Source organism: Streptomyces sp. CNH287 (genome assembly GCF_000424825.1).
In genome coordinates this window covers 265,981-289,627 of the sequence record NZ_KE384251.1, presented here as the reverse complement: position 1 = coordinate 289,627, position 23,647 = coordinate 265,981, and the positions used below count along the sequence as shown (strand labels likewise).

Below are 23,647 nucleotides of genomic sequence, written 5' to 3'. Positions count from 1 at the left end.
TGCCGCGGGCACGCGGGGACGAGCGGGACAATGGACGCAGCAGCCCCCGCGCACGAGACCGGAGGACTCATGGCACAGCCCGACCCGTCGCCGCGCGAGGCCGCGCAGCACCGCCTGGTGCCCTCGCCCGCAGGCCGCATCCACCTGGTCGAGCAGGGCAGCGGCCCGCTGGTCCTGCTGGTGCACGGCTTCCCCGAGTCCTGGTACTCCTGGCGCCGCCAGTTGCCGGTGCTCGCCGCCGCCGGATTCCGCGCGGCGGCCGTCGACGTACGCGGCTACGGCCGCTCGTCCCGGCCCGCCGAGGTCGAGGCGTACCGCATGGTCGACCTCGTGGAGGACAGCGTCGCCACCGTGCACGCGCTCGGCGAGCGGAACGCCGTGGTCGTCGGCCACGACTGGGGCGCGAACATCGCGGCCCACGCCGCCCTGCTGCGGCCCGACGTCTTCACCGCCGTCGGCCTGCTCAGCGTGCCCTACGCCCCGCGCGGCGGCCCCCGCCCCACCGAGGTTTTCGCCCGGATCGGCGGCGACGAGGAGTTCTACGTCAGCTACTTCCAGCGACCGGGCCGCGCGGAGGCCGAGATCGAACCCGACGTCCGCACCTGGCTCGCCGGGTTCTACGCCGCTCTCTCCGCCGACACCATGCCCCCGCCCGAAGCCCCCGACCCGCACTTCGTCGCCCCCGGCGGACAGCTGCGCGACCGCTTCCCCACCGGCGACCCGCCCTCCTGGCTCACCGAGGAGGACCTCGACGTGTACGCCGGCGAGTTCGAACGCACCGGGCTGAGCGGCGCGCTCAACCGCTACCGCAACGTCGACCGCGACTGGCAGGACCTCGCGGGCTGGGACGGAGCCCCCCTCGAACAGCCCGCGCTGTTCGTCGGCGGCACCCGGGACGCCTCCACCACGTGGATGGCCGACGCGATCGAGGCGTTCCCCGCCACCCTGCCCGGCCTGGCCGCCGCGCACCTGCTGGAGGGCTGCGGCCACTGGGTCCAGCAGGAGCGCCCCGACGAGGTCAACCGCCACCTGCTGGAATGGCTGCGCGCCCTGCCCGCGCCGGACGCCTGAGAGACTGCCGGGCGACCTCGGACCGGATCGGCGGACGCGCTCGCGCCCTCGCCGCGTCAGACCGGCTCTCGCGGGTACGCACTGCTTCTGCGGGTACGCACGCTCGGGTACGCGCCTCCGGCTTCGGGTACGCGCCTCCGGCTTCGGGTACGCGCCTCCGGGTGCGAGCCCCGTCCGTCCGGAGGACCGTAGGGCACAGAGGCGTCGGCAGAGCACGCGGGGCGAGCGCGCTGCGGGCGCGGAGAGGAGTCAGCACGATGGCGAGTGACATGGGGGACGAGGTCTACCAGCCCGACGAGTCGGAGGTGCAGGACGACGCGGGCGTACTGGAGCCCGAGGACACCCTCGTCGAGCGGGGCGTGGCCAGCGCGCTCGACGAGGGCTACTCCCCTCCCGAGAAGCCGCTCGGCGTCGAGAGCTACGGGACGACCGCGACGGAGCAGCGGGAGGGCGAGCCGCTGGACGCGCGCCTCTCCAGGGAGACGCGCGACATCGGCAGCCCGGCCCCCGGCCTTGACGAGAGCGGGCGGGAGGACACCGACGGGGACGAGCTGGTCGACGAGAACGCGCTCGACGCCGAGGTCATCCACGAGGGGACCGACATCGACGGCGTGGCCGCCCGCGACGAGCCCACCGACGAGGAGATCCTCGACGAGGAGCAGGCCGCGGAGCGCTCCGGGGACCGGGCGGGCCGCCTGGTGGCCCCCGACGAGGGCGCGCACGCCGACGAGGAGAAGGACGTCGTGGCGCGGGACGTCGGCATCGACGGCTCCGCCGCCTCCGCCGAGGAGGCCGCCGTCCACCTCACCTCCGCACCCCGGGATCCGGACGCCCGCGAGTCTGACTGAACGGGGGGCTGACCGCCCGTCAGGAGTCGAAGTCGTACTCCAGCACGTACGAGGCCGCGTCGAGCGTCATCTCGTTCACCTCCACCGCGTGGCCCGCGCCCGCGAACGCCGTGCGGCAGATCTGGATCACCGGCGTGCCGGGCGCGAGCGCCAACTGCCGTGTCTCCTCGGCGGTCGGCATCCGGGAGCGCACCTCTTCGCGGAAGTGGACAGGCTCGTGCCCGAGGTCCGCGAGCCGGGCGTAGGTGCCTCCTGGCCCCGTGTCCTGCTGGGTCTCCTGCGGCGCCGTCAGGGCACGTCGATGTCGTGGCCGCCCGCGGCCTCGATCAGCCAGCGCAGCGCCCCGCCGCCCCCGTACGGATGGCCGTCCACGCCGAACCGGACCCAGCCGGTGGACGGCCCGTCGACGCCGCAGTCCCACCAGCGCCAGCTCCGGCCGTCCGCCAGCCCGTCGGGGTCGAACAGGTCGAGCCAGTCCGTGAGCCGCCAGTCCGCCTCCGCGTACCTGATCGCCTCGGCCCTCTTCTGCTCGGGACCCAGGCCGCGCCACCACGCGAGCCACGCGTGGGGATCGCCACCGGCCGCCGCACGCGGCGGCGCGCACCGCCGTACGAACCACTCCGGCAGCAGATCCGGCCACTGCTCGTCGGCGGGCCAGTCCGCCGCCGGAGCCGCCGCGCGGGGCAGTACGGCGAGCAGGACCTCCCGCATCAGGCCGAGGGCGGCGTGCGGGTCCTCGGCACGGAAGGTCGCCCGGACGTCGATCAGCGGGTTCACGGAGTCGGGGTGCGGCCCGTGGCGGACCCGGAGCGCCTCCGCCGCGCATCCGGTGGGCTCCAACAGCTCGTGCAGGAGCTGGACGGTGCGGTGGGGGAGGGCCGCGGCGCGGTCGGCCAGCGCCAGGAGTCCGGCGCGCTGCTCGGGTGTGGTGTCGAAGGCGGGCCGCTCCCTGGTGCGCCACGGCGTCGGGTACAGCAGACGGGCCAGGGCGGCGGTGTCGCCGGCGGCCCGGCGGGACAGCCGCGCATCCGGATCGGCCGCCGTGCCGAGCAGGACGCGCAGCCGGGCCACGGCGTCCGGCTCGCTCAGCAGCCGGTAGCCCGCACGGCGTACGACGCTCCGGTCCTCGTCGGCCAGCAGCGCGGGGGCCAGCCCCGGGGGGAGCCGCGACGCGTGCGGGCGCAGTGCGGCGGCCGCCTCCCGGACCACCTTGCCCGAGGGGTCGCGAAGCAGCGGGACGACGCGGTCCTGCGGCACGGCGCCGAGGACGCGCAGAGCGCGCAGCGCCTGCGTGCGCACCTCGGCGCGCGGATCACCGAGCAGGGGGATCAGCAGGGCACCGTCGGAGTCGGTGCCGGTCTCGCCCAGCCCGGCGACCGCCCCGACCGGCGGCTGCTCCCGCCGGACGGCCGCCCGGTAGTGCGCGAGCGTGTCGCCGCCCCGGCGGCGGGCGGCGTCCCGGGCGAGCGCGCGGACCAGACCCGAGGGGTCGTCCACGTACGCGGACACCTCTTCCCCGTGCCCGGCGCGGAGCAGTCCCGTCAGCGCGGTCACGCGCACCTCATGGTGCCGGTCGGCGGACAGCCGCCGCAGCAGTTCCGTCCGGCCCGTCCACACCGCCTCCCGGGTGGCAGCCTCGGCGGCCCGCGCCCGTACCCGCGCATCCGGGTCGCCCTCCGCGAGCGCGGTCAGCGTACGGAGGGGCCGGCGGTGTGCCGCCCCCGCGAAGTCCAGTGCGAAGCACCGCACTTCGCGGTGGGGCGAGGCGAGCAGCTGCTCGAAGAGGGCCGTGCCCGGCACGGACAGCAGCGCGGCGACCAGCTGCCCGCGGGCGTACGCGCCGCGACCGCGGTGCGCCGTGCGGAGCGCGACCGGGGCGGCGGCAGGCAGGAACCGCAGGGGCTCCCGGTGCAGCAGGTCCGTCAGGGCTGCGCGGGCCCGTTCGCGCACCGGAGGCGCCCAGTCGGAGGTACGCAGCACCAGGAAGGGCAGCAGCGCCGCGCTCGGGCGCGCGGCGAGGCGGTCGACGGCGCGCTCGCGTATGCGGCCGTCGCTGTGCGAGCAGGCCAGGGCCAGGGCGACGGGCCCCGCGTCCGGGGGCAGGGCCGCCGCCGCCCGGGCCGCCCGCCCAGCGAGTGCGCCGGGTGCGCCGGGGCGGAACTCCTGCCGCTGGTCCCGGCGCAGCCGCTCGTCCAGCCGCAGGATGTGGCCGGGGTGCTCCGCGAGCGCGGCCAGCGCGGCGGCGCCCGCCACGTGGTCGCCCGCCGCGTCGACCTCCCGCAGCGTGGCCGTCAACTCGTCGTGCCCGGCGTCGCCGGTGGTCGTCCCGGCCCGGGCGAGGGCGGCCCGGAGCCGGTCCGGCCGCGGTGCGGAAGCGCTGTTCATCGGCCCATCCTTGCTCAGCAGCCGGCGGCCGCCACCACCGGCCCGCTCCGCGTGGCCGCGCGCGGACTCACCGCGGCCGGTAGGTGAGGACCGGGTCGGCCCACCCGCCGAGCCGACGGCTGATCCCGAAGCGCGCGGGAAGCCACCGGCGCCTGCGGACGTGCCGCTCGGTCACGGCCGACCACCGGGGTCCGGCCAGGTCCCCCACCCTCCACCAGGTCTTCACCGCCTTGCTGCCGTTCAGTTTCCACAGCGGCCGGCGCGGCAGGTGCAGGCCGACGAAGAAGATCGACACGTCGTCGCCGCACTTCGTCGTGCAGAAGTACCGCTCGGCGTCCGTGTAGCTGGCGCCCAGTTCTCCGCCCTGGGCCACCTGGCCCCGCGCCTCCCTCTCATCCTTGTCTGACCTGCCGACCGCTCAGCCGTCCCGCCTCGCAGGGGCAGCGTCGGGGAGGAAAGCGAATCCAGTCACGCAGGGTGGTGAATCAGCCGAAATGAATGCTTAAACAGACATTGATCGTTCCTGTCCATGACGATGCATCCAGACGTATCCACGCGGCGGGAGGGTCAATGGGCAAGCAGGTCAAGTGCGGATCGACGAAGACCAAGAGCGGCAGGCCATGTCAGAAGCCGGCGATGATCGGCTACTCCCGCTGCCAACTCCACCGAGGTGAGTGGACGCCACGACAGCAGAAGAGGACCAAGAAGCGCTGACCGTACGGGCCGAAGCCGCCGTCAAGCGCGCTGCCCCGACCCCGGAAGGGGCAGCCGCTCGTCCTGGGTCTGGGCGGGGCACCGCGCTCCGCCCCTCGGGGTGCTGCCTGGCCTGCCTTGTGTACGGCGGTGCTACTCGGCGCGGTAGGTGTCCTTCCCGCGCCTTCGGCGGGCGCGATCGCCTTGCCCGGTGCCGTTCAGCGGCAGCATGGCCGGCAGCGGGGTGCCCGTGTTCCACACGCCCAGCAGATCGCGGTGTACGGCGAGTACGCGGTGCTGGACCGCGAGCGCGAGCGCGGCCTTGCTGAAAGTACAGGTCGCCGCGAACACCGCCACGTCGGCCTTGTGGTGCAGCCAGGCGGTGCCGAGGAACTTCTGCATGTCGCCGCTGGGTACGGACCGGTGTGGGGCGTAGTGCTTGCACTGGATGACCAGTCTCCGGCCGTCGGGCAGAGTGGCGACGACATCGGCCCCCAGGTCGCCGGACCGGCCGCTCACCTCCACGTTCGTGCAGCCGTCGCGGCGGCACAACTCGGCCACGTACCGTTCGAACTCCTGCCAGCTCATCGCATCCACCTCGGCCATGGAACGGCGGCCGACGCGGATCGCGTCCTCGTTCCGCCACTGCTGGTCCCGGCCCCGGATGAGCCGGTCGGTGTGCCGGAGCCACCACAACGCCCCGCCAGCACCCATGAGCACCGCCATGCCTACGAGGTATGGCCAGACCTGGGACCATAACGCCGCCAGCAGGAACAGCCCCACCGCACCACTGCCCAAGGCCGCAGTCCGTCGATCCTTCTGTCTTCTCCGTACCGCCACCCGGCGCTTGCGCTTCCTCGCCATGCTTCCCCCCCCGCCCCTGTTTCAGACCAGTTGGGCGGCAGTCTGGGTGAGAACCGGGCCGAACGAAAAGACCGCACCTACGGCCAGAGGCTCGATTCCGCCGTTGGCGGGGGCGCGGCTCTGTGCGGTCACACTGCCGGGTATCTCCTGCGCAAGGCATCTTCCTTCTGGGCAGGCGCCCCACACTGATCCCCCGAAAGCGCGGACACGCCCTGGGAAGCGGCGCCTGAGTTGCGGTGTTCGGCAGATCAGACAGGTGCGACTCGTGCCTGACCAAGCGAGTGAGCGTCGTCACCCCCTCTGGAGGGGGTGACGACGCTCATCGAGAGATCTCACGAGTCACAGCATTTCCAGGCTTCCGCCCAGACCGTCCGAACCCGGTTTAGATGTCGAAGTACAGTTCGAACTCGTGCGGGTGGGGGCGGAGCTGCATGGGGGCGATCTCGTTGGTGCGCTTGTAGTCGATCCAGGTCTCGATCAGGTCCGAGGTGAAGACGCCGCCCGCCTGGAGGTACTCGTTGTCGGCCTCGAGGGCCTCCAGGACCGCCGGGAGGGAGGTGGGGACCTGGGGCACGCTCGCGTGCTCCTCGGGGGCCAGTTCGTAGAGGTCCTTGTCGATCGGCTCGGCCGGCTCGATCTTGTTCTTGACGCCGTCCAGGCCCGCCATCAGCAGCGCGGAGAAGGCGAGGTACGGGTTCGAGGACGGGTCCGGGGCGCGGAACTCGACGCGCTTGGCCTTCGGGTTGGCGCCCGTGATCGGGATACGCATCGCGGCGGAGCGGTTGCGCTGCGAGTAGACCATGTTGACCGGGGCCTCGAAGCCGGGGACCAGGCGGTGGTACGAGTTGACCGTCGGGTTGGTGAAGGCCAGCAGCGACGGGGCGTGCTTGAGGATGCCGCCGATGTAGTAGCGGGCCATGTCGGACAGCCCGGCGTAGCCCTGCTCGTCGTAGAAGAGCGGGTCGCCGCCGGACCACAGCGACTGGTGCACGTGCATGCCGGAGCCGTTGTCGCCGAAGATCGGCTTGGGCATGAAGGTCGCGGTCTTGCCGTTGCGCCAGGCGACATTCTTCACGATGTACTTGAAGAGCATGAGGTCGTCGGCGGCGGCGAGGAGCGTGTTGAACTTGTAGTTGATCTCGGCCTGGCCCGCGGTGCCGACCTCGTGGTGCTGGCGCTCGACCTGGAGGCCGTTGCGGCTCAGTTCCAGGGAGATCTCCGCGCGCAGGTCGGCGAAGTGGTCGACGGGCGGGGCCGGGAAGTAGCCGCCCTTGTAGCGGACCTTGTAGCCGCGGTTGCCGCCGTCCTCGATGGCGCCGGTGTTCCAGGCGCCGGCCTCGGAGTCGATGTGGTAGTAGCCCGCGTTGGCCTTGGTCTCGAAGCGGACGTCGTCGAACACGTAGAACTCGGCCTCGGGGCCGAAGTACGCGGTGTCGGCGATGCCGGATGCGGCGAGGTACGCCTCGGCCTTCTTCGCCACGTTGCGCGGGTCACGGCTGTACTGCTCGCCCGTGATCGGGTCGTGGATGAAGAAGTTGACGTTGAGCGTCTTGTCCTTGCGGAACGGGTCCATCCGCGCGGTGGACAGGTCCGCGGCGAGCGCCATGTCGGACTCGTGGATCGCCTGGAAGCCGCGGATCGACGAGCCGTCGAACATCAGGTCCTCGGCCGGGTCGAACGTTTCGGCGGGGACGGTGAAGTGCTGCATGATGCCCGGCAGGTCACAGAACCTGACATCGACGAACTTCACGTCGTTGTCCGTGATGTACGTCTTTACCTCGTCGGCGTTCTGGAACATCCCACTCCTCCTATGCCCCGCCGCGAGGGGACGGGATTTGCTGCCTTGGGGCGCCTACCCTTGCGGGGTCGCGCTGATGCTCGACCATAGGCAGAGGGCATTTCTCGGGCATGACCCGGTTGTTTCGCCGATGTTAACCAGCGCGAGGCCGGATTCAGCGGCGCGGGACGCGGCGTGGTGCGGCGCCGCCCCGGGGTGCGGGGAGCAAGGTCGTTTTTCCGCGCGATACCGTTGAGGTGTGGACAACAGGGATGCGATCGGATCGTGGCTCTCCGGCCCGCGCGCGGCGGCCGAACGGATGGGCGTGGACTTCGGTTACCGGGGTGAGCGGCTCGGCCTGCCGAAGGAGGGGCCCGGGTCGATCGCGCCGCTGGGGCGGCGCTTCGGTGCCATCTTCCTGGACTGGGGCCTCTCGGCCCTCATCGGCTACGGGCTGCTCTCCGGCCGTGACCTCGCCTCCACCGACACCTGGACGCTCGCGGTGTTCCTGGTGATGAGCCTGCTGACGGTGGGCACGGTGGGGTGTACGCCCGGCAAGCGCCTGTTCGGCCTGCGGGTGGTCGCGGTCGACGGCTTGCAGCGGCTGGCGGGCTGGCGGGTGCTCGCCCGTACCGTGCTGCTCGGGCTGGCCCTGCCCGCGCTGATCTGGGACCGGGACAACAGGGGCCTGCACGACCGCGTCGCGGGTGCGGTGCAGGTCCGGATCTGAAGCACGCCGCTCAGCTGAGGCAGGCGGCGCTGAGGCAGGCTGAGCAGGCGCCCGAGCGCCGCCGCACCGGGCGGGCTGCGAGAGCCCGCCCGTCCGGGCGGAGTCGCCTCAGCGGCCCCCCTGGCCCCTCGGCATCCGCATGCCCTTGGGCATCGGCCCCTTCGGGATCGGCATGTTCTTCATCAGGTCGCCCATCGCCCGCAGCCGGTCGTTGACCTGGGTGACCTGGGGGCCCGGCAGGACGCGCGGCAGCTTGAGCATCGTCGCGCGGAGCTTCTTCAGCGGCACCTGGCCCTCGTCGTTGCCCACGACGATGTCGTGCACCGGCACGTCCGCGACGACGCGGGCCATGCGCCTCTTCTCCGCGGCCAGCAAGGAGCGCACGCGGTTCGGATTGCCCTCGGCCACCAGCACGATGCCCGCCCGGCCCACGGCCCGGTGGATCACGTCCTGGCTGCGGTTGATCGCCACCGCCGGGGTGACGGTCCACTGCCTGCCGACCTTGTCGAGCACGGCCGCAGCCGCTCCCGGCTGCCCCTCCATCTGCCCGAACGCCGCCTTCTCGGCACGGCGCCCGAAGACGATCGCCGTCGTGAGGAAGGCCAGCAGGAACCCCAGGATGCCCAGGTAGACCGGGTGGTCGATCCAGAAGCCGAACGCGAGGAAGACACCGAAGGTGACCAGCCCCACGCCGGCCAGAATCCAGCCGATCCACCGGTCCGCACGCCGGGTCATCTTGTACGTCAGGGCGATCTGCTTGAGCCGCCCTGGATTCTCGGATGTTTCCTTCCTCGCCATGGGAGGAAGTTTACGTGCCCCGCCGACCGGTGGTGGTCCCGGCCGGGAGTACGTGCGGGGCGCACGGCCCGCCGCGGCGGGCACGGCACCGGCGGGGCACCGGTGCGTGGTGCTGCCGTCACGCACCGGTCACACCCCGGCGCCTCGCGCGGGGGAACCGCGCGGGGGCACCGGGCCGCCGTGCCGCTCAGGCCGCCTGTGCGGCACGTGCCTCCATCGCCTGCTTGTACAGCCGCCCGGCCCGGTAGGAGGACCGCACCAGCGGCCCGGACATGACGCCGGTGAAGCCGATCTCCTCGGCCTCCTGCTGGAGTTCCACGAACTCCTGCGGCTTGGCCCAGCGCTCCACCGGGTGGTGCCGGGGGGAGGGGCGCAGGTACTGGGTGATGGTGATCAGTTCGCAGCCCGCCGCGTGCAGGTCGCGCAGGGCCTGGCTGATCTCCTCGCGGGTCTCGCCCAGGCCGAGGATCAGGTTGGACTTGGTGACCAGCCCGTCGGCGCGCGCCTTGGTGATGACCTCGAGGGAGCGCTCGTAACGGAAGGCGGGACGGATGCGCTTGAAGATGCGCGGCACCGTCTCGACGTTGTGCGCCAGCACCTCGGGCCGGGACGAGAAGACCTCGGCGAGCTGCTCGGGCACCGCGTTGAAGTCGGGGATGAGCAGCTCGACGCCGGTACCCGGCATCCGGCCGTGGATCTGCCGGACCGTCTCGGCGTACAGCCAGGCGCCGCCGTCGTCGAGGTCGTCACGCGCCACGCCGGTGATCGTGGCGTACCGCAGCTCCATCTGCTGGACGGACTCCGCCACCCGGCGCGGCTCGTCCCGGTCCAGCTCGGCGGGCTTGCCGGTGTCGATCTGGCAGAAGTCGCAGCGCCGGGTGCACTGCTCACCGCCGATGAGGAAGGTGGCCTCGCGGTCCTCCCAGCACTCGAAGATGTTGGGACAGCCGGCCTCCTGGCAGACGGTGTGCAGCCCCTCGCGCTTGACCAGGCTCTGGAGCGCGTTGTACTCGGGGCCCATCTTCGCCCGCGTCTTGATCCACTCGGGCTTGCGCTCGATGGGGGTCTGGCTGTTCCGGACCTCAAGACGGAGCATTTTGCGACCGTCGGGTGCGACAGCGGACACGTCCGACTCCCTACGTACTTTCGATTCCTCGGTGCGTATCAGCGTACGCCTGTGCTTGTACGACTCAGACGGCGCGGGGCAGTGGGACTGCCGCCTCCAACACCGCGCGCAAGTGTTTCTCCACTACGGGAATCACCTCGCGCACCGATACATTCCGGCCCAGTTCGTTCGCCAGCGACGCGACGCCCGCATCCCGGATGCCGCACGGCACGATGCGGTCGAACCAGGTGTTGTCCGGGTTGCAGTTGAGCGCGAAGCCGTGCATGGTCACGCCCTTGGCGACGCGGATGCCGATGGCCGCGATCTTGCGGTCCTCGCCCCGCTGGCCCGCGTTGGAGGGCGCGTACTCGGGGCCGCTGAGCCGGGGGTCGAACTCGTCGTCGGCCGGCCGGGGGGCGAAGTCCAGGGAGAGGCCGCCGTGCGCCCGCTCCTCCCGTGCCACCGGGTCGCCCAGGACCCACACCCCGCTGCGGCCCTCCACCCGTGAGGTCGCCAGGCCGAAGTCCGCGCACACCGCGATGAGCGCGTCCTCCAGCCGCCGCACGTGGGCGACCACGTCGACGGGGCGCGGCAGCTTGAGGATCGGGTAGCCGACGAGCTGGCCCGGTCCGTGCCAGGTGATCTTTCCGCCGCGGTCGACGTCCACCACCGGGGTGCCGTCGAGCGGGCGCTCGCTCTCCTCCGTGCGCCGCCCCGCCGTGTACACCGGGGGGTGCTCCAGCAGCAGGCAGGTGTCCGGGATCTCGTCGGCGAAACGGGCCGCGTGCACCCGGCGCTGCTCCTGCCACGCCTCGCGGTACTCCACCGCCTCGTCGCCGAAGCCGAGCTGGACGAAGCGCAGCGCGCCCGCCCCGCCCTCCGGGGACTCACCCATGGCAGCTCCTCATGTCCTCTGCGTCCTGCGTCTTCGACGGCCGCGTGCCCGCACGTCGTGCGCCCGTGCCACTGTACGGCCGGTCCGCGGCGTCGCCCGAGCCGGCCGCCACTCACACGTATGGATGAATACGCGGCAGACAGGGCGAGTGGCGCGCCTGGGGCCGTTACATTCGCGCCGATCCATCTGGGCGCCCCGGCGTCTGCCGCAAGCCGTGAGGGCAGGAGACCGTAAAGCTGATGACGACGGAACGACCTGGGGGCACCTCCCCGCAGCGCACTCCAAACCGCCAGCTCGCAGCACTCATCGCCGAGGCCGGATTCTCCAACGCCGGGCTGGCCCGCCGGGTGGATCAGCTCGGCCTCGAACACGGCCTCGACCTCAGATACGACAAGACCTCCGTGACCCGCTGGCTGCGCGGGCAGCAGCCGCGCGGTACGACTCCGGCGCTGATCGCCGAGGTCTTCACCCGGCGGCTCGGGCGCCGCCTCTCCGCCCAGGACCTGGGGCTGGACGCGTGTGCCCCGGTATACGCCGGGCTGGAGTTCGCGGCCTCGCCCGCCGAGGCGGTGGACATCGTGAGCGGGCTGTGGCGGAAGGACTCGGGCAGCCACGCCGAGCTGCGCAAGATCGCGTTCACCCCGGCCGGGCTCGTGGTGCCCAGCCGCGACTGGCTCATCGGGCGCGCCGACGAGCGGGTCGCGCGCGGCCCCGACCCGGCCGCAGAGCAGGGCGTACGGGCGGAGGGCGCCCGGACCGAGGGCGTACGGCTGCCGCATGCGGTGCGCCCCGGCGGGCACCCCGGCGGCTCCGCCCGGGTCCCCGCGCAGGTCCGGGTGCCCGCGGGCGCCGGGGCGCCGGGGGTGCCCGCGCAGCAGGGTGCGCTGGGCGCCGGGCCCGGGGCCGTGCTCCGTCCGGCGGGGGCCGCGCCCGGGGCGGTCCGGCTGCCGCCGCTGCCCGCGCCGGTGCTGGAGCGCATCGAGCGCGGGCCGGGCCAGAAGGTCACCGGCGGCGACATCGCCGCGCTGCGCTCCGTCGGCGAGCTGTTCCGCGCGCTCGACCACGCCTACGGCGGCGGCCACGCCCGGCAGGCGCTCGTGCGGTACCTGGAGCACGAGGCCGAGCCGATGCTGCGCGGGGTCTACGGAGAGCAGGCCGGCCGCCGCCTTTTCTCGGCGGTGGCCGACCTGACCCGGCTCGCGGGCTGGACCTCGTACGACATCGCGGCGCACGGCCTCGCCCAGCGCTACTTCGTGCAGTCGCTGCGGCTGGCGCAGGCGGCGGGCGACCGGGCCTACGGCAGCTACGTACTGGTCACGATGAGCAGGCAGGCGGTCTACCTGGGCCACGGCAGGGAGGCGGTGCAGCTGGCCCGGGTGGCGCAGCAGGGCATCGGGGGCGTCGCCTCGTCCGCCGTGCAGTCGCTGCTGCACGCGGCGGAGGCGCGGGGGCACGGGGTGCTGGGGGAGGCGCGCGCCTGCACGACCTCACTGGCCCGGGCCGAACGGGCGCTGGAGGCCGCGCGGCCGGGCGAGGAGGTGCCGTCCTGGGCGCGCTTCTTCGACGAGGCGCAGTTGGCGGACGAGTTCGGGCACTGCCACCGGGACCTTCAGCAGTACCGGGTGTCCGCGCAGCACGCTGAGCGTTCGCTCCAGCTGCGCGGCGCCGGGTACGCGCGCAGCCGGCTCTTCTGCCGGGTCGTGCTGGCGACGGCGCGGCTGGGCCTGGGCGAGATCGAGCAGGCGTGCGCGCTCGGTGCGGAGGCGGCACAGCAGGCGTCGGAGATGCGTTCGGCACGGGCGCACGAGTACGTACGGGACTTCGAGCGCCGCCTCGAGCCCTACCGCGACGCGGCGCCCGTACGCGGCTACCGGGAGCGGGTGGCGGCCCTGGGGTGAGGGACGGCGGGTGCGGCGGCGGTGCGCCCGGTGGCGGCGCCTCCGCGCGCCGTCCGCGCCTCGCCGCCTCCCGGCGGTCAGCACCCGCGGCGGTCAGCACACGCAGAACTCGTTGCCCTCCGGGTCCCGCAGCTGCACCGCGTAATGGTCCTGGCCTGGCTCGGCCTGGACGCCGCCGCGCCGTGCCCCCGCCGCCTCCAGCCGGGCCGCCTCGGCGTCGACGCGGGCCCTGCGGGTCTCCAGCGGGACCTCGCGGCCACCGCTGACTTGCAGGTCGAGGTGGAGGCGGTTCTTGACCGCCTTGCCCTCCGGCACCTGCTGGAACCAGATGCGCGGGCCCCTGCCCTCCGGGTCGACCAGGGAGTCCGCGCAGTCGCCCGTACCCAGCTCCTCCTCGGGCACCCCGATGCTCAGCCAGTACGCGCGCCAGGTGGCGAAGCCGGAGGGCGGCGCCTCCGGCTCGTATCCCAGCGCCGCCGCCCAGAAGGCCACCAGCGGGGACGGGTCCGCGCAGTCGATCGTCAGCTGGAAGGTCACGGTCATGGGGCTCCTCCGTCGGCGCCGTCGGGCGCGATGCGGGCACGGCGGACGCCGCGCCCTCGTACCCGATCCTGCCCGGCGGCACTGACATCGCCGACGGTCCGGCGAGCGGCACCGCGAACTCGTGGCCGCGCTGCCCGCGGCGATGGGCATGGCCACCGGTCGCACGGCCGAACCCGACGAGGTCGCAGCGGTCGTCGCGTTCCTCGCCTCGGACCGCGCGGCAAGCGTGACCGGTGCCGACTACGTCATCGAGGGCGGCGGCATCAAGTCTCCCCACGGTGTCCGCACCAGCGGACACCGAGCGCCGGGTGGGGCACAGTTCGACCTTGTCCCGCACCTCCCGGCGGGACGCGGCGGTCGGACGGATGCCGACCGGACGTGTCGCCACATCCGGCCGGCACGACGACCGTCACCGCCACCCCGGTGACCGTCTCCGGAGAGCGACAGGCCCTTTAGCGCGAGGAGCCCTCGCCGGCGGCGGGGAGGAGGGAGCGCACCAGCCGGCAGGTGACGTGCGACGGGGGCCGGATGTCGATACGCGCCGCCGTCCCGCGTATCCGGCGGTTGGTGGCGCGCTCCGGGGTGTAGACGCCGGAGTCGAGCAGGGCGATGGCGAGGCGCATCGCCTTCAGCTGCCTGTTGTGGGTTTCATACCACTCGCGGGGCTGGCCGGCGGGCAGCTTCGCCTTGCGCAGGGGCTTCGTCACGGGGCGGACAGTGGCCATCAGCGACCTCCTGGGGCGTTGGTGAACCAGCTCTCGATTCTGCTTCCAGAATACCGCCCGGCACTGACAAAAGGGCCTGGTGGAAGGGGAATTCAGGGCTCCGACAACAGCTGCCGCAGGTGTGCGCAGGCCGCGCTCTCCGTGGTGTGCCGGGCGAGCGCCTCCCAGCGCCCCCGTTCGTGCAGGCCCGTCTCCCAGCCGCCCGCCGGGTGCCGTCGCAGGAAGAGGAACTCCACAGGTGTGGGAGCCGGTTCGTGGACGCCCTCGATCCAGTAGTGGACGTCGGCGAACCCCGCCGCGCGCAGTGCGAGGCGGAGCCCGGCGCGGTCCGTCACCTCAGCTCATCCGGAGGTGCGGACGCGGGTCAGATAGCCGTGCTCGATCAGCCACTTCACGTTCAGCGGCGCACCGGCGGCGGGGCGCTCGGACGGCGGCAGCAGCGCGGGGTCGAGCAGGATCTGCTGCCCGCCGCCCGCCTGCTCGAACCAGGGTGCGATGCTGCCCTGCCAGACGGTCAGCGGCCGGTTGACGCGGTAGACGTGGTAGTTGCAGGGGAACGCGGACTCGTAGGTGTTGAGGCTCTGCGGGGGCAGGGCACGCTCGCCGTACCCGGCTCCGGCCGGGGCCAGGAAGCGGCCGTACTCGGAGCCGAAGCGGTCCAGCTCCTCGCCCTTCGCCAGTTGCGCGGGCCACTTGTCCAGCGAGCCGTTGACCGTGCCGAAGCCGTCGTTGGGCGGGTACTTCCAGCCGCCCGAATCCGCCGGTCCCTCCCAGTACTTGCGCAGGAAGGCGTCGGGTGAGAGGGAACCGGTGCGCTCGTAACCCGCGAGCAGGGCGGCGAAGGGCCGCTGCGAGCGCGCGGCCAGGTGGTCGGGGCCGAGCCGCGCGTCCCCCGCGAACTCGCCCGTGCACGGGGCGGCCGGCCGCGCCCGGCTCTGACGGGTGTCGGTGCCGGGGCCCGGACCGGCGGCGGTGGCCTGGCCCGGCAGCCCGGAGAACAGCAGGACGACGGTGCCCATCGCGGCCAGGCTGACGCGGATGCGGTTCACGGACGACTCCTCACGCTTCGGATGGAGATTCGGCACGCGAACCGTATGACAGGAATGTGCAAGTCCGGCTTGTTTGCTGCCATTTGTCACCCGTACGAGGCAGCGCCGCTGCCCGGAGTCGGACGCGCCGTGCGCCCCCGCCTGCCCGCCGCCCCCGCCCCGTACGGGCGTCAGGCCGCCGCGCGGAGCGCCTCGCCGTCGGCGGGCAGGGGGCGCAGGCCGAAGTCGCGCAGCACCTCGGCCGCCGCCCGGCGGGCGGAGGCCAGCGCGCCGCCGGTGCTGGAGGTGTCCCGGTGGTCACCACACACGTACAGCCCGCACAGCACGCGCACCGGCCGCCGGCCGTCGTGCGGTGCGGGCATGGCGGGTACGGCCCATGCGTCGTGGTGCCGGCCGAGCAGCTGCCAGCGCTCGGCCGGTGCCTGGTAGAGGTGGGCGAGCTGGCCGCGGACCGCCTTGTCCAGCACGCCCACCGGATCGGCCGCGGCCGATCCGAGCACGACCGAGGTGACCAGCGTGCGGTCCGGCCGCGCGCGGGAGGGGTCCACGGCGGAGGTGACCCAGGTGTGCGAGACGGGCCCCTGGCGGTCGGCGCTCACCACCAGGGTGGGGGCGGTCATCGGCGGCTCGTCGGCCGCGTGGTGCAGCACCGTGACCGGATGGAAGGCGGGCACCCGCAGACCTGGGAGGAGGTGTGCGGCGTCCCGCGCCCCGGTGGCGATGAGCACGGCGCGGCAGCGCAGCGTGCCGTACCCGTCGGTGTCCACCGCGTTGGCCGCGACCGAGACCGCCCGTACGCCCGTACGCACCGTGCCCTCCGGCACCCCGGCGGCCAGCAGCTCCGGCAGGGTGGACGCGCCGCCCGCGGGCAGGCACAGGCCCGAGCGGACGAAGCGGCGCAGCGTCAGGTCGGCGACGCGGCTGGAGGTGGTCAGGTCCGGGTCCGACAGGAGCGCGGCCAGCAGCGGTCCGACCAGTGCGCCGGCGGTGCGCGCGGGGAAGCCGCGTACGGACAGCGCCTCCGCGGTGGGCAGTTCGGTTCGGGCGCGCAGCCGGTCGGTGGAGGTGTTGGCGAGGCGGGCCAGGCCCGCGCGCAGCCGGGCCAGCTCCAGCGCGTCCGTCACGGCCGCCCGCCCGCGCGCACCGGTGAGCGCGCGGGCCGCGCTGAAGGCGCCCCGCGGGCCCCGCACTCCAGGCCCGCTGACCCCTTGGCCGCCGGGGCGCCCGTGCCCGCCGGGGCGGTCGTGGCGCACGGGCCGCACCGCGTACCCGCGCCGCCCGGCGGCGGCCTGGCGCAGCTCGCCGACGCGCAGGCAGCGGTCGCCCAGGCGCAGCAGCGCGCCCGGCGTGAAGGGCCGCAGTACGAGCGCGGAGCCGAGACCCAGGCCCGGCAGCGCGGCCAGCTCCGGGCAGCCGGCGCACAGGAGGCCGCTGCCGTGGTCCAGCCGGTAGCCGTCGATCTGGTCGGTGACCAGTCTGCCGCCGACCCGCTGCGCGGCCTCCAGCACGATGACCCGAAGTCCCGCCGCGCGCAGGTGGTGAGCCGCGGCCAGGCCCGCCAGCCCGGCGCCGACGATGACGACGTCGGCGTCGTCCGCGTCGGTGCGGTGTGTGCGTGCGCTGCTGGTGAGCACGTGCCCTCCCCGTGGTCGGCGCGCGACAGTAGGGCTTCCTCAGCCGGGACTTGGGCGTCTGGCGACGCGACGTCCCGCTGACCTCATGCCCGGGTCGGCGCGAGAAATACCCGAGTTCGCGTCGACCCTATGCAGTCGGAGAGTCGCCGTCAGTAGCGCGCGAGTCAAGTGCGGTCGCACGGCAGCGCACAGGCGTGTGCGGCAGGGCGCACGAAAGGGCGTACGGCGGATGGCTGACCGCCCGAGCGCGAGGACCGTACGCGGTCTGCGCTCCCCACCGAGCCGCCTCGGCGGCGGACCGCGTACGGGCGGACCGCGTACGTGCGGGCCGCGTGCGGGGTGTTCAGTCCAGCGCTGCCCGGATCGCCTCGTCGATGCCGGGGAAGGCGAAGCGGAAGCCGGAGTCGAGCAGTTTGCGCGGCAGCACCCGCTGGCTTCCCAGCACGTCCCCGGCGAACTCGCCGAGCGCGGCGCGCAGCGCGAACGCCGGCACCGGGAACGGCGTCGGCCGGCGCAGCACCCGCCCCATGGCGGCGGTCACCTCCCGGTTGGTGACCGGTTCCGGGCCGGTGAGGTTGACCGGACCGCGCAGCTCCTCGGTGTCCAGGATGTGCCGCAGCGCCGCGATGTGGTCGTGCAGCGCGATGTGGCTCCAGTACTGCCGCCCGCTGCCCAGCCGTCCCCCCAGCCCGGCCCGGAAGATCGGGAAGAGCCTGCCCCAGGCGCCGCCCCGGCGCGCCACCACCAGCCCGGTGCGGGCGTACGCGGTACGTACGCCCGCCGCCTCGGCGGGCCGGGCGGCCGCCTCCCACTCCTGGCACAGGTCGGCCAGGAAGCCCCTGCCGGGGGGCGCGCTCTCGTCGACGGCGCGGTCGCCGGTGTCGCCGTAGTAGCCGACGGCGGTGCCGAGCAGCAGCGTGCGGGGCGGGGTGTCCAGGGAGGCCACAGCCTCGGCGAGGGTCGTGGTGCCCAGCACCCGGCTGTCGCGCAGCTCCCGCTTGTAGGCGGCCGTCCAGCGCCGGTCGCCGATGCCCGCCCCCGCCAGGTGGACGACGGCCTCGCAGCCGACGAGCCCCGCGGTGTCCACGTGACCGCCCTTGGGGTCCCACTCCACCTCGTCGCCCGCGCGCGCCGCGCGGCGTACGAGCTGGACGGTCTGGTGCCCGTCCGCGCGGAGCGAGGCGAGCAGGGCCGTGCCGATGAGTCCGGTGGAACCGGTGACTGCGATACGCATGCCGCCCATCCTGGTGGACGGGTGAGCGGGAGGCGAGGCAGAGTGGCCGGTATGGCTCCCGTGTTCACCGTTCGCGTCGCGGACCTCGCCGACGACACCGCGCTCGCCGAGCTGGACCGGCGCGCCTGGTCGCCGCTGCACGCCGTCCTGCCGCGGCCGCAGCCGCCGTACGCGCCGTTCTTCGACGCCGGGCACCGGCCCGCGCACCTCCTGGTCGCCGAGCTGACCGGTGCGGCGGCGGACGCGGGCGGCGCGGAGGAGGCGGGCGGCCCCCAGGGCGCCGCCGACGACAAGGGCATCGCGGGCTACATCCGCGTCGTGTGCCCCACCCCGCTGCCCAGCAACGCGCACGTCCGCCAGATACAGGGCCTGGTCGTGGACGCCGCCGCGCGCGGCCAGGGCATCGCCCGTGCGCTGCTGGAGGCGGCGTGCGCGCGGGCGGCGGAGCAGGGCGCGCTGCGTATGACGCTGCGGGTGCTCGGGCACAACGCCCCGGCGCGCAGGCTCTACGAGGCGGCGGGCTTCACGGTGGAGGGCGTGCTGCCGGGCGAGTTCCTGATCGAGGGGGAGTTCGTGGACGACGTCCTGATGGGGCGTCGACTGGTGCTGGGGCCGGGGAGGTCTGCGGGCCGGTGAACCCTCCCGGCCACAGCGCCAGCGGCCTGAGCGGGAGACGGGCCCCGGGCCTCCCCTCTGGCCGGGGCGTCCTGGCGGTTCTGCCCGCAGTGAACCCCGGCGCCTCGGCATCGCGCGGGGCTTCCGGGAACGGGGAAGGAGAAGCGGGCCGAAGGCGAGCGAGGCGAGCGCGTGCGTCCGACCGCGCCCGCGTGGCGGCTCACCGCTTGCCGAAGCGCTCCCACAGCCTCGGCAGCCGCTCCGCCAGCGCCTCGGCGTCTTCCAGCCCGAGGGGGGTGCCCACGGGCTCGGCGGGCGGGTCGGGCAGCCCGGAGTCGGGCAGCAGGGTGCCGGTGAGCTGCTCGTACGCCTCGTCGGCGACGAAGCCCAGGTCCTCGCCCTCGCCGTCGAGGTCCGCGTCGAAGTCCTCCAGCAGTTCTGCCAGCGCGTCGGCGTCGTGCGCCGCGCCCTCGAACACCTCCCGGCCCTGGCCGATCAGCCAGCAGCGGAACGAGTCGAAGGCGTCGTCGCTGGCGCCGTCCAGCAGAATCCACGCGGCTGCCCACAGGTCCCACTGGTAGGCACGCTGGTAGCGGGACTCGAAGTGCCGGGCGAACACGGCGACGGCCTCCGGGTCGAGCCGGGTCAGCCGCTCGACCAGCACGTCGGCCTGCTCCTCGGGGTCGCCGTCGGCGGCCTCGCGGGCACTGTCCACGTGCTCCCAGAACTCCGTCTCGTCCATCACGGCACCAGCATCGGCCCTCGGGTACCCCCGCGCACGCGGAGCGCGCCAGATGCGGCTGTGTCGTTATCCGAACGCGTCCGCGCGGTGCGCGAGGCTGCCTGGTGCGGCCTCGGGGAAACCGCCGCGGGAATCCGGACGCACCCTGTCGGGTATCGCTGGCACGGTCGGCGGACGGTGCGCGGCCACGGCCTGGCCGCGCACACGGACCGACAGGAAGAGGGCAGAACCGGTGGAGAAGACCGAAGGCGCACTGCACGGCAGGATCGCGCTGGTCGCCGGGGCGACCCGGGGTGCCGGCCGCGCGATGGCCGTCGAACTGGGCCGGGCCGGAGCGACGGTGTACGCGACCGGCCGCACCACCCGTACGCACACCAGCGAGGTGGGCCGCGCGAGGGAGACCATCGAGGAGACGGCGGAACTGGTCGACGCCGCGGGCGGCCACGGGATCGCCGTACCGACCGACCACCTGGAGCCGGAGCAGGTGCGGGCTCTGACCGAGCGGATCGACCGGGAGCAGGGACGGCTGGACATCCTGGTCAACGACCTCTGGGGCGGGGACGCGCTGGTCGGCTGGGGGCGGAAGATGTGGGACCACGACCTGGCCGAGGGGCTGCGCGTCCTGCGGCTGGGCGTCGAGTCGCACATCGTCACCAGCCACTTCGCCCTGCCGCTGCTGATCCGGCGGCCGGGCGGCCTGCTGGTGGAGGTGACCGACGGCACCGAGGAGTACAACCGGCGCTACCGCGAGCCCTTCTACTACGACCTGGCCAAGGCCGCGCCCCTGCGGATGGCGTACGGACTCTCCGGGGAGCTGGCGGAGTACGGTGCCACCGCCGTCTGCCTGACGCCCGGCTGGCTGCGCTCCGAGGCGATGCTCGACACCCACTTCAAGGTGACCGAGGAGGAGTGGCGCAAGGGCTGCGAGCAGAACCCGCACTTCGCGATCTCCGAGTCGCCCACGTACGTCGGCCGGGCGCTGGCCGCGCTGGCCGCCGATCCGGCACGGGACCGCTTCAACGGCCGTTCGCTCTCCAGCGGCGGGCTGGCCCGGGAGTACGGCTTCACGGACACCGACGGCTCGCAGCCGGACTGCTGGCGGTACATCACGGAGGTGGACCAGAGCAGCGGCACCGCCGACGTCACCGGCTACCGCTGACGGCCTCGCCCGCCGCTGCCCGCCCGCCGGCCTCGCCGCCCCCGTACAGCGCGGACATGCGCCGTGCCGCCTCGCGGAACCGCGCGCGCAACCCGGCGGGCTCCAGCACCTCGCACTCCGGGCCCAGCCCGGCCAGCTGGCTGAACGCGACGTCCAGGCTCTCCACGGGCAGGGTCACGGTGGTCCGCCCCAGCGGATCGCGCTCGCCCCGCTCCAGCGCCTCCCGCGCGGCCGTACGGTCGGTGACGTGGACCAGCTGCCGTGCCCCGGCCGCGGAGAGCCGCAGCGTCACCTCCTCGCGCAGGAGGGAGCGGGCGAAGTCGGCGGCCCGCTCGGCCCAGAAGCGCGGCAGGTCGAAGTCCTCGTCGCGGGCGAAGCGGTCCCCGGCTTCCGGGTCTACCGGGCGGACGGCGGTGACGCGCTCCACCCGGTAGACCCGGAAGCCGCCCGGCGCCCGCGCCACGAAGTACCAGACGCCCGCCTTCAGCACCAGCCCGTACGGCTCCAGCACGCGCTCCACCTCGCCGTCACGGCGCCGGTAGCGTACGGCGATCCGGCGGTCGCCCCAGACGGCCTCGGCGATCCCGGGCAGCAGCGGCGGCGTCCGCGGCTCGTGCCACCAGCCGGGCGCGTCCAGGTGGAAGCGCCGCGCGGCGGACTCCTCGGCGTCCGCCAGCTCCGGCAGCAGGGCCGCCGTCACCTTCAGCCGGGCGGCCGACCCGGCGTCGGCCAGCCCCATCCCGCGCAGCGCGGCGGGCACGCCGGACAGGAACAGCGCCTCCGCCTCCGTACGGGCCAGCCCCGTCAGCCGGGTACGGTATCCCCCGATCAGCCGGTAGCCGCCGGCGCGGCCCCGGTCGGCGTAGACGGGCACGCCCGCCTCGGAGAGGGCGAGCATGTCGCGGGCGACCGTACGCTCCGACACCTCCAGTTCCGCGGCCAGTTCGGCCGCCGTCATCGAACGGCGGATCTGGAGCAGGAGCACCATCCTGATCAGGCGTGCAGCGCGCATGGGTACAGTCTGCCGTGCATGCGGGCGTCGCCGCCCGCTCCTTTGGAGCGCGCGCGGGCCGCTCCACTGCTAGCGTTCGGAAAATTGTGGTGAATACCGACAAGGATGGGAAAATGCCTCAGCAGTCCCGCGAGCGGTGGGGGTCACGGACCGGCTTCCTGTTCGCCGCGATCGGATCAGCCATCGGCCTCGGCAACATCTGGCGCTTCCCGGCCGAGGCCTACCGCAACGGCGGCGGCGCCTTCCTTCTGCCCTACCTCATCGCCCTGCTGACCGCCGGCATCCCCCTGCTCATCCTCGAGTACACGGTGGGGCGCAAGTACCGCAAGTCGCCTCCCGCCGCGTACCGTCAACTGGCCAAGCCCGCCCAGTTCATCGGCTGGTGGCAGGTGGCGATCTGCTTCGTCATCGCCACCTACTACGCGGTGATCCTGGCCTGGGCGGTGCGCTACGTCGGCTTCTCCTTCGGGGAGCAGTGGGGCGACAAGCCCGAGGAGTTCCTCTTCGACGACTTCCTCCAGTCCTCCGAGACCCCGGGGGACATCGGCGGCTACGTCAGCGGGGTGTTCTGGCCGCTGCTGGCCGTCTGGGTCGTCGTGCTCCTCATCCTGGCGCTCGGCGTCCGGAAGGGCATCGAGCGGTCGAACACCATCTTCATCCCCGCCCTCGCCCTCTTCTTCACCGTCCTGGTCATCCGGGCACTCACCCTGGACGGCTCGTCCAAGGGCCTGGACGCGCTCTTCTCGCCGGACTGGTCGGCGCTGGGCGACGGCAGCGTCTGGGTCGCTGCGTACGGCCAGATCTTCTTCTCGCTCTCCATCGGCTTCGGCATCATGGTCACCTACGCCTCCTATCTGGGGCGCCGGTCCGACCTCAGCGGCTCCGCGCTGGTGGCGGGCTTCGCGAACAGCTCCTTCGAGATCCTCGCCGGGATCGGGGTCTTCGCCACGCTCGGCTTCATGGCGCAGGCCGAGGGCGTGGCCGTGGACGAGGTGGCGGCCGACGGGCTGGGGCTGGCGTTCGTCGCCTTCCCGACCGTCATCTCCAGCATGCCCGCGGGCTGGCTGATGGGGCTGCTCTTCTTCCTGTCGCTGGTGATCGCCGGTCTGACCTCGCTGGTGAGCATCGTGCAGGTCGTCGTCGCCTCCGTGCAGGACCGCACCGGGATGAACCGGGTGCCCGCCGTCCTCTCGGTCGGCGGCCTGATCGCCCTCGTGTCGATCCTGCTGTTCGCCTCCGACAACGGGGTGTGGTTCCTGGACGCCGCCGACCACTTCATCAACCAGTACGGCATCGTGCTGGCCGGACTGGTCCTGGTGGTCGTGGTCGCCTGGTGGCTGCGCAGCCTCCCGGAGCTGCGGGCCGACGCCGACGCCACCTCCGCGGTCAGGCTGGGCAGGTGGTGGCTGATCTGCCTGGGCGTCATCACCCCGCTGGTGCTGGGCTGGATGATGGTGGACAGCCTGCGCACGGAGTTCGACGAGAACTACGGCGGCTTCACCGACGACTTCCTGCTCAAGTACGGCTGGGGTGTGGCGATCGGCGCGCTGGTCGTCGGCATCCTGATCTCCCTCATCCCCTGGCGGCGCTCCGACGAGCTGCCGCTGACCGACTCCCTTGAGAAGAGGAACCGCTGATGTCCGCCAGCGCCGTCGTCATGATGGCCATCGCCATCCTTGTCGTATGGGGCGGCCTGATCGCCGCGATCATCCAGCTGCGCCGGCACCCGGACGCACCGGAGGACGGGGAGCCGGGTGCGTCCGACGCGCCCGCCGGCGGGGGGCCGGGGGAGCCGGTGCGGCCCGCCCGCGACTGACGCCCGCCCGCTCGCACGACGCCGCACGCACCGTGCCCCCGCCCGATCACCTCG

The 23,647-nt window shown here is 73.5% G+C and carries 25 protein-coding genes; 9 read left to right on the top strand and 16 right to left on the bottom strand.

Annotated elements, in window-relative coordinates:
- Window positions 1-69: 69 nt before the first annotated feature.
- Together H299_RS36130 and H299_RS36125 are read left to right on the top strand one after the other, a co-directional pair.
- Entirely contained in the window at window positions 70-1,071 is a 1,002-nt protein-coding gene (locus H299_RS36130) for an alpha/beta fold hydrolase (RefSeq protein WP_037760520.1), read from the top strand.
- Between the two features lie 257 nt (window positions 1,072-1,328).
- Window positions 1,329-1,919: a DUF5709 domain-containing protein gene (locus tag H299_RS36125; protein ID WP_051262816.1), complete on the top strand. Its 591-nt coding sequence runs from the start codon at window positions 1,329-1,331 to the stop codon at window positions 1,917-1,919.
- Window positions 1,920-1,938: 19 nt separating this feature from the next.
- Here the strand turns inward: H299_RS36125 and H299_RS40650 are convergent, their stop codons facing one another.
- From H299_RS40650 to glnA, 5 genes are all read right to left on the bottom strand, one after another.
- The gene (locus H299_RS40650) at window positions 1,939-2,211 is read right to left on the bottom strand and encodes a UTRA domain-containing protein (protein ID WP_486587449.1); all 273 of its coding nucleotides are present in this window, start codon (window positions 2,209-2,211) and stop codon (window positions 1,939-1,941) included.
- A complete protein-coding gene (locus H299_RS40645) occupies window positions 2,208-4,304 on the bottom strand; it encodes a hypothetical protein (protein WP_051262815.1) in 2,097 nt (698 codons plus the stop codon). The genes H299_RS40650 and H299_RS40645 overlap by 4 nt, the downstream gene beginning before the upstream one ends.
- Before the next feature lie 67 nt (window positions 4,305-4,371).
- The gene (locus tag H299_RS36110) at window positions 4,372-4,677 is read right to left on the bottom strand and encodes a hypothetical protein (protein ID WP_486587411.1); all 306 of its coding nucleotides are present in this window, start codon (window positions 4,675-4,677) and stop codon (window positions 4,372-4,374) included.
- Between the two features lie 473 nt (window positions 4,678-5,150).
- Window positions 5,151-5,723, bottom strand: coding sequence for a restriction endonuclease (locus tag H299_RS0124950; protein ID WP_027750640.1), 573 nt, complete (start codon window positions 5,721-5,723; stop codon window positions 5,151-5,153).
- 520 nt (window positions 5,724-6,243) lie between these two features.
- Window positions 6,244-7,659 (bottom strand): type I glutamate--ammonia ligase, encoded by a 1,416-nt coding sequence (glnA, locus tag H299_RS0124945; RefSeq protein WP_027750639.1) that lies wholly within the window; start codon window positions 7,657-7,659, stop codon window positions 6,244-6,246.
- A 238-nt stretch (window positions 7,660-7,897) separates the two neighbouring features.
- Between glnA and H299_RS0124940 the strand changes: the two genes are divergently transcribed.
- Window positions 7,898-8,368 carry an RDD family protein gene (locus H299_RS0124940; RefSeq protein WP_027750638.1) on the top strand — a complete coding sequence of 157 codons (471 nt, stop codon included), beginning with the start codon at window positions 7,898-7,900 and terminating at the stop codon, window positions 8,366-8,368.
- Between the two features lie 108 nt (window positions 8,369-8,476).
- Here the strand turns inward: H299_RS0124940 and H299_RS0124935 are convergent, their stop codons facing one another.
- The 3 genes from H299_RS0124935 to lipB form a co-directional block, all read right to left on the bottom strand.
- Window positions 8,477-9,166, bottom strand: coding sequence for a DUF4191 domain-containing protein (locus tag H299_RS0124935; RefSeq protein ID WP_027750637.1), 690 nt, complete (start codon window positions 9,164-9,166; stop codon window positions 8,477-8,479).
- 187 nt (window positions 9,167-9,353) lie between these two features.
- Entirely contained in the window at window positions 9,354-10,292 is a 939-nt protein-coding gene (gene lipA / locus H299_RS0124930) for a lipoyl synthase (RefSeq protein WP_027750636.1), read from the bottom strand.
- 64 nt (window positions 10,293-10,356) lie between these two features.
- Window positions 10,357-11,166, bottom strand: a complete 810-nt coding sequence (gene lipB / locus H299_RS0124925) for a lipoyl(octanoyl) transferase LipB (RefSeq protein WP_027750635.1) — start codon at window positions 11,164-11,166, stop codon at window positions 10,357-10,359.
- 239 nt (window positions 11,167-11,405) lie between these two features.
- Here lipB and H299_RS0124920 point away from each other — a divergent pair, with 239 nt between their 5' ends.
- Complete coding sequence (locus H299_RS0124920) at window positions 11,406-13,064, top strand: NsdA family TPR-like regulatory protein (protein WP_027750634.1); 1,659 nt, start codon at window positions 11,406-11,408, stop codon at window positions 13,062-13,064.
- A gap of 93 nt (window positions 13,065-13,157) precedes the next feature.
- Here H299_RS0124920 and H299_RS0124915 read toward each other — a convergent pair whose 3' ends face one another.
- The gene (locus H299_RS0124915) at window positions 13,158-13,607 is read right to left on the bottom strand and encodes a VOC family protein (RefSeq protein WP_027750633.1); all 450 of its coding nucleotides are present in this window, start codon (window positions 13,605-13,607) and stop codon (window positions 13,158-13,160) included.
- A 142-nt stretch (window positions 13,608-13,749) separates the two neighbouring features.
- On the opposite strand from H299_RS0124915, the gene H299_RS38640 reads away from it, so the two are divergent.
- Entirely contained in the window at window positions 13,750-14,034 is a 285-nt protein-coding gene (locus H299_RS38640) for an SDR family oxidoreductase (RefSeq protein WP_078513082.1), read from the top strand.
- A 25-nt stretch (window positions 14,035-14,059) separates the two neighbouring features.
- Here H299_RS38640 and H299_RS0124910 read toward each other — a convergent pair whose 3' ends face one another.
- The 5 genes from H299_RS0124910 to H299_RS0124890 form a co-directional block, all read right to left on the bottom strand.
- Window positions 14,060-14,332, bottom strand: coding sequence for a hypothetical protein (locus tag H299_RS0124910; protein WP_027750632.1), 273 nt, complete (start codon window positions 14,330-14,332; stop codon window positions 14,060-14,062).
- 92 nt (window positions 14,333-14,424) lie between these two features.
- Window positions 14,425-14,667, bottom strand: a complete 243-nt coding sequence (locus H299_RS0124905; protein WP_037760517.1) for a hypothetical protein — start codon at window positions 14,665-14,667, stop codon at window positions 14,425-14,427.
- Between the two features lie 6 nt (window positions 14,668-14,673).
- A complete protein-coding gene (locus H299_RS0124900; RefSeq protein ID WP_027750630.1) occupies window positions 14,674-15,381 on the bottom strand; it encodes a TNT domain-containing protein in 708 nt (235 codons plus the stop codon).
- 170 nt (window positions 15,382-15,551) lie between these two features.
- A complete protein-coding gene (locus H299_RS0124895; protein ID WP_027750629.1) occupies window positions 15,552-17,015 on the bottom strand; it encodes an FAD-dependent oxidoreductase in 1,464 nt (487 codons plus the stop codon).
- A 343-nt stretch (window positions 17,016-17,358) separates the two neighbouring features.
- On the bottom strand, window positions 17,359-18,258 hold the full coding sequence (locus tag H299_RS0124890) for a TIGR01777 family oxidoreductase (RefSeq protein ID WP_027750628.1): 900 nt from the start codon (window positions 18,256-18,258) through the stop codon (window positions 17,359-17,361).
- Between the two features lie 42 nt (window positions 18,259-18,300).
- Between H299_RS0124890 and H299_RS0124885 the strand changes: the two genes are divergently transcribed.
- On the top strand, window positions 18,301-18,885 hold the full coding sequence (locus H299_RS0124885; protein ID WP_027750627.1) for a GNAT family N-acetyltransferase: 585 nt from the start codon (window positions 18,301-18,303) through the stop codon (window positions 18,883-18,885).
- A 199-nt stretch (window positions 18,886-19,084) separates the two neighbouring features.
- On the opposite strand, the gene H299_RS0124880 is transcribed toward H299_RS0124885, so the two are convergent.
- Window positions 19,085-19,606 (bottom strand): DUF4240 domain-containing protein, encoded by a 522-nt coding sequence (locus tag H299_RS0124880; protein WP_199782507.1) that lies wholly within the window; start codon window positions 19,604-19,606, stop codon window positions 19,085-19,087.
- Between the two features lie 232 nt (window positions 19,607-19,838).
- Between H299_RS0124880 and H299_RS0124875 the strand changes: the two genes are divergently transcribed.
- On the top strand, window positions 19,839-20,765 hold the full coding sequence (locus H299_RS0124875; protein WP_027750625.1) for an SDR family oxidoreductase: 927 nt from the start codon (window positions 19,839-19,841) through the stop codon (window positions 20,763-20,765).
- Here the strand turns inward: H299_RS0124875 and H299_RS36105 are convergent.
- Window positions 20,749-21,777, bottom strand: a complete 1,029-nt coding sequence (locus tag H299_RS36105; RefSeq protein ID WP_051262814.1) for a WYL domain-containing protein — start codon at window positions 21,775-21,777, stop codon at window positions 20,749-20,751. The genes H299_RS0124875 and H299_RS36105 overlap by 17 nt on opposite strands.
- A gap of 113 nt (window positions 21,778-21,890) precedes the next feature.
- Here H299_RS36105 and H299_RS0124865 point away from each other — a divergent pair, with 113 nt between their 5' ends.
- Both H299_RS0124865 and H299_RS36100 read left to right on the top strand, forming a co-directional pair.
- The gene (locus H299_RS0124865) at window positions 21,891-23,414 is read left to right on the top strand and encodes a sodium-dependent transporter (RefSeq protein WP_027750624.1); all 1,524 of its coding nucleotides are present in this window, start codon (window positions 21,891-21,893) and stop codon (window positions 23,412-23,414) included.
- The gene (locus H299_RS36100; protein WP_037760512.1) at window positions 23,414-23,593 is read left to right on the top strand and encodes a methionine/alanine import family NSS transporter small subunit; all 180 of its coding nucleotides are present in this window, start codon (window positions 23,414-23,416) and stop codon (window positions 23,591-23,593) included. Before H299_RS0124865 ends, H299_RS36100 begins: the two co-directional genes overlap by 1 nt.
- Window positions 23,594-23,647: the final 54 nt, after the last annotated feature.

What these genes read in the sequence shown, in the direction of transcription:
- H299_RS36125 (WP_051262816.1), top strand. Translation starts at nt 1,329, where the DNA reads ATGGCGAGTGACATGGGGGACGAGGTCTACCAGCCCGACGAGTCGGAG.
- H299_RS38640 (WP_078513082.1), top strand. Translation starts at nt 13,750, where the DNA reads ATGGGCATGGCCACCGGTCGCACGGCCGAACCCGACGAGGTCGCAGCG.
- H299_RS36130 (WP_037760520.1), top strand. Translation starts at nt 70, where the DNA reads ATGGCACAGCCCGACCCGTCGCCGCGCGAGGCCGCGCAGCACCGCCTG.
- H299_RS36105 (WP_051262814.1), bottom strand. Translation starts at nt 21,777, where the DNA reads ATGCGCGCTGCACGCCTGATCAGGATGGTGCTCCTGCTCCAGATCCGC.
- H299_RS0124920 (WP_027750634.1), top strand. Translation starts at nt 11,406, where the DNA reads ATGACGACGGAACGACCTGGGGGCACCTCCCCGCAGCGCACTCCAAAC.
- H299_RS0124950 (WP_027750640.1), bottom strand. Translation starts at nt 5,723, where the DNA reads ATGGCGGTGCTCATGGGTGCTGGCGGGGCGTTGTGGTGGCTCCGGCAC.
- H299_RS0124885 (WP_027750627.1), top strand. Translation starts at nt 18,301, where the DNA reads ATGGCTCCCGTGTTCACCGTTCGCGTCGCGGACCTCGCCGACGACACC.
- H299_RS0124935 (WP_027750637.1), bottom strand. Translation starts at nt 9,166, where the DNA reads ATGGCGAGGAAGGAAACATCCGAGAATCCAGGGCGGCTCAAGCAGATC.
- H299_RS40645 (WP_051262815.1), bottom strand. Translation starts at nt 4,304, where the DNA reads ATGAACAGCGCTTCCGCACCGCGGCCGGACCGGCTCCGGGCCGCCCTC.
- H299_RS0124865 (WP_027750624.1), top strand. Translation starts at nt 21,891, where the DNA reads ATGCCTCAGCAGTCCCGCGAGCGGTGGGGGTCACGGACCGGCTTCCTG.
- H299_RS0124915 (WP_027750633.1), bottom strand. Translation starts at nt 13,607, where the DNA reads ATGACCGTGACCTTCCAGCTGACGATCGACTGCGCGGACCCGTCCCCG.
- lipB (WP_027750635.1), bottom strand. Translation starts at nt 11,166, where the DNA reads ATGGGTGAGTCCCCGGAGGGCGGGGCGGGCGCGCTGCGCTTCGTCCAG.
- glnA (WP_027750639.1), bottom strand. Translation starts at nt 7,659, where the DNA reads ATGTTCCAGAACGCCGACGAGGTAAAGACGTACATCACGGACAACGAC.
- H299_RS0124880 (WP_199782507.1), bottom strand. Translation starts at nt 19,606, where the DNA reads ATGGACGAGACGGAGTTCTGGGAGCACGTGGACAGTGCCCGCGAGGCC.
- H299_RS0124890 (WP_027750628.1), bottom strand. Translation starts at nt 18,258, where the DNA reads ATGGGCGGCATGCGTATCGCAGTCACCGGTTCCACCGGACTCATCGGC.
- H299_RS36100 (WP_037760512.1), top strand. Translation starts at nt 23,414, where the DNA reads ATGTCCGCCAGCGCCGTCGTCATGATGGCCATCGCCATCCTTGTCGTA.
- H299_RS0124910 (WP_027750632.1), bottom strand. Translation starts at nt 14,332, where the DNA reads ATGGCCACTGTCCGCCCCGTGACGAAGCCCCTGCGCAAGGCGAAGCTG.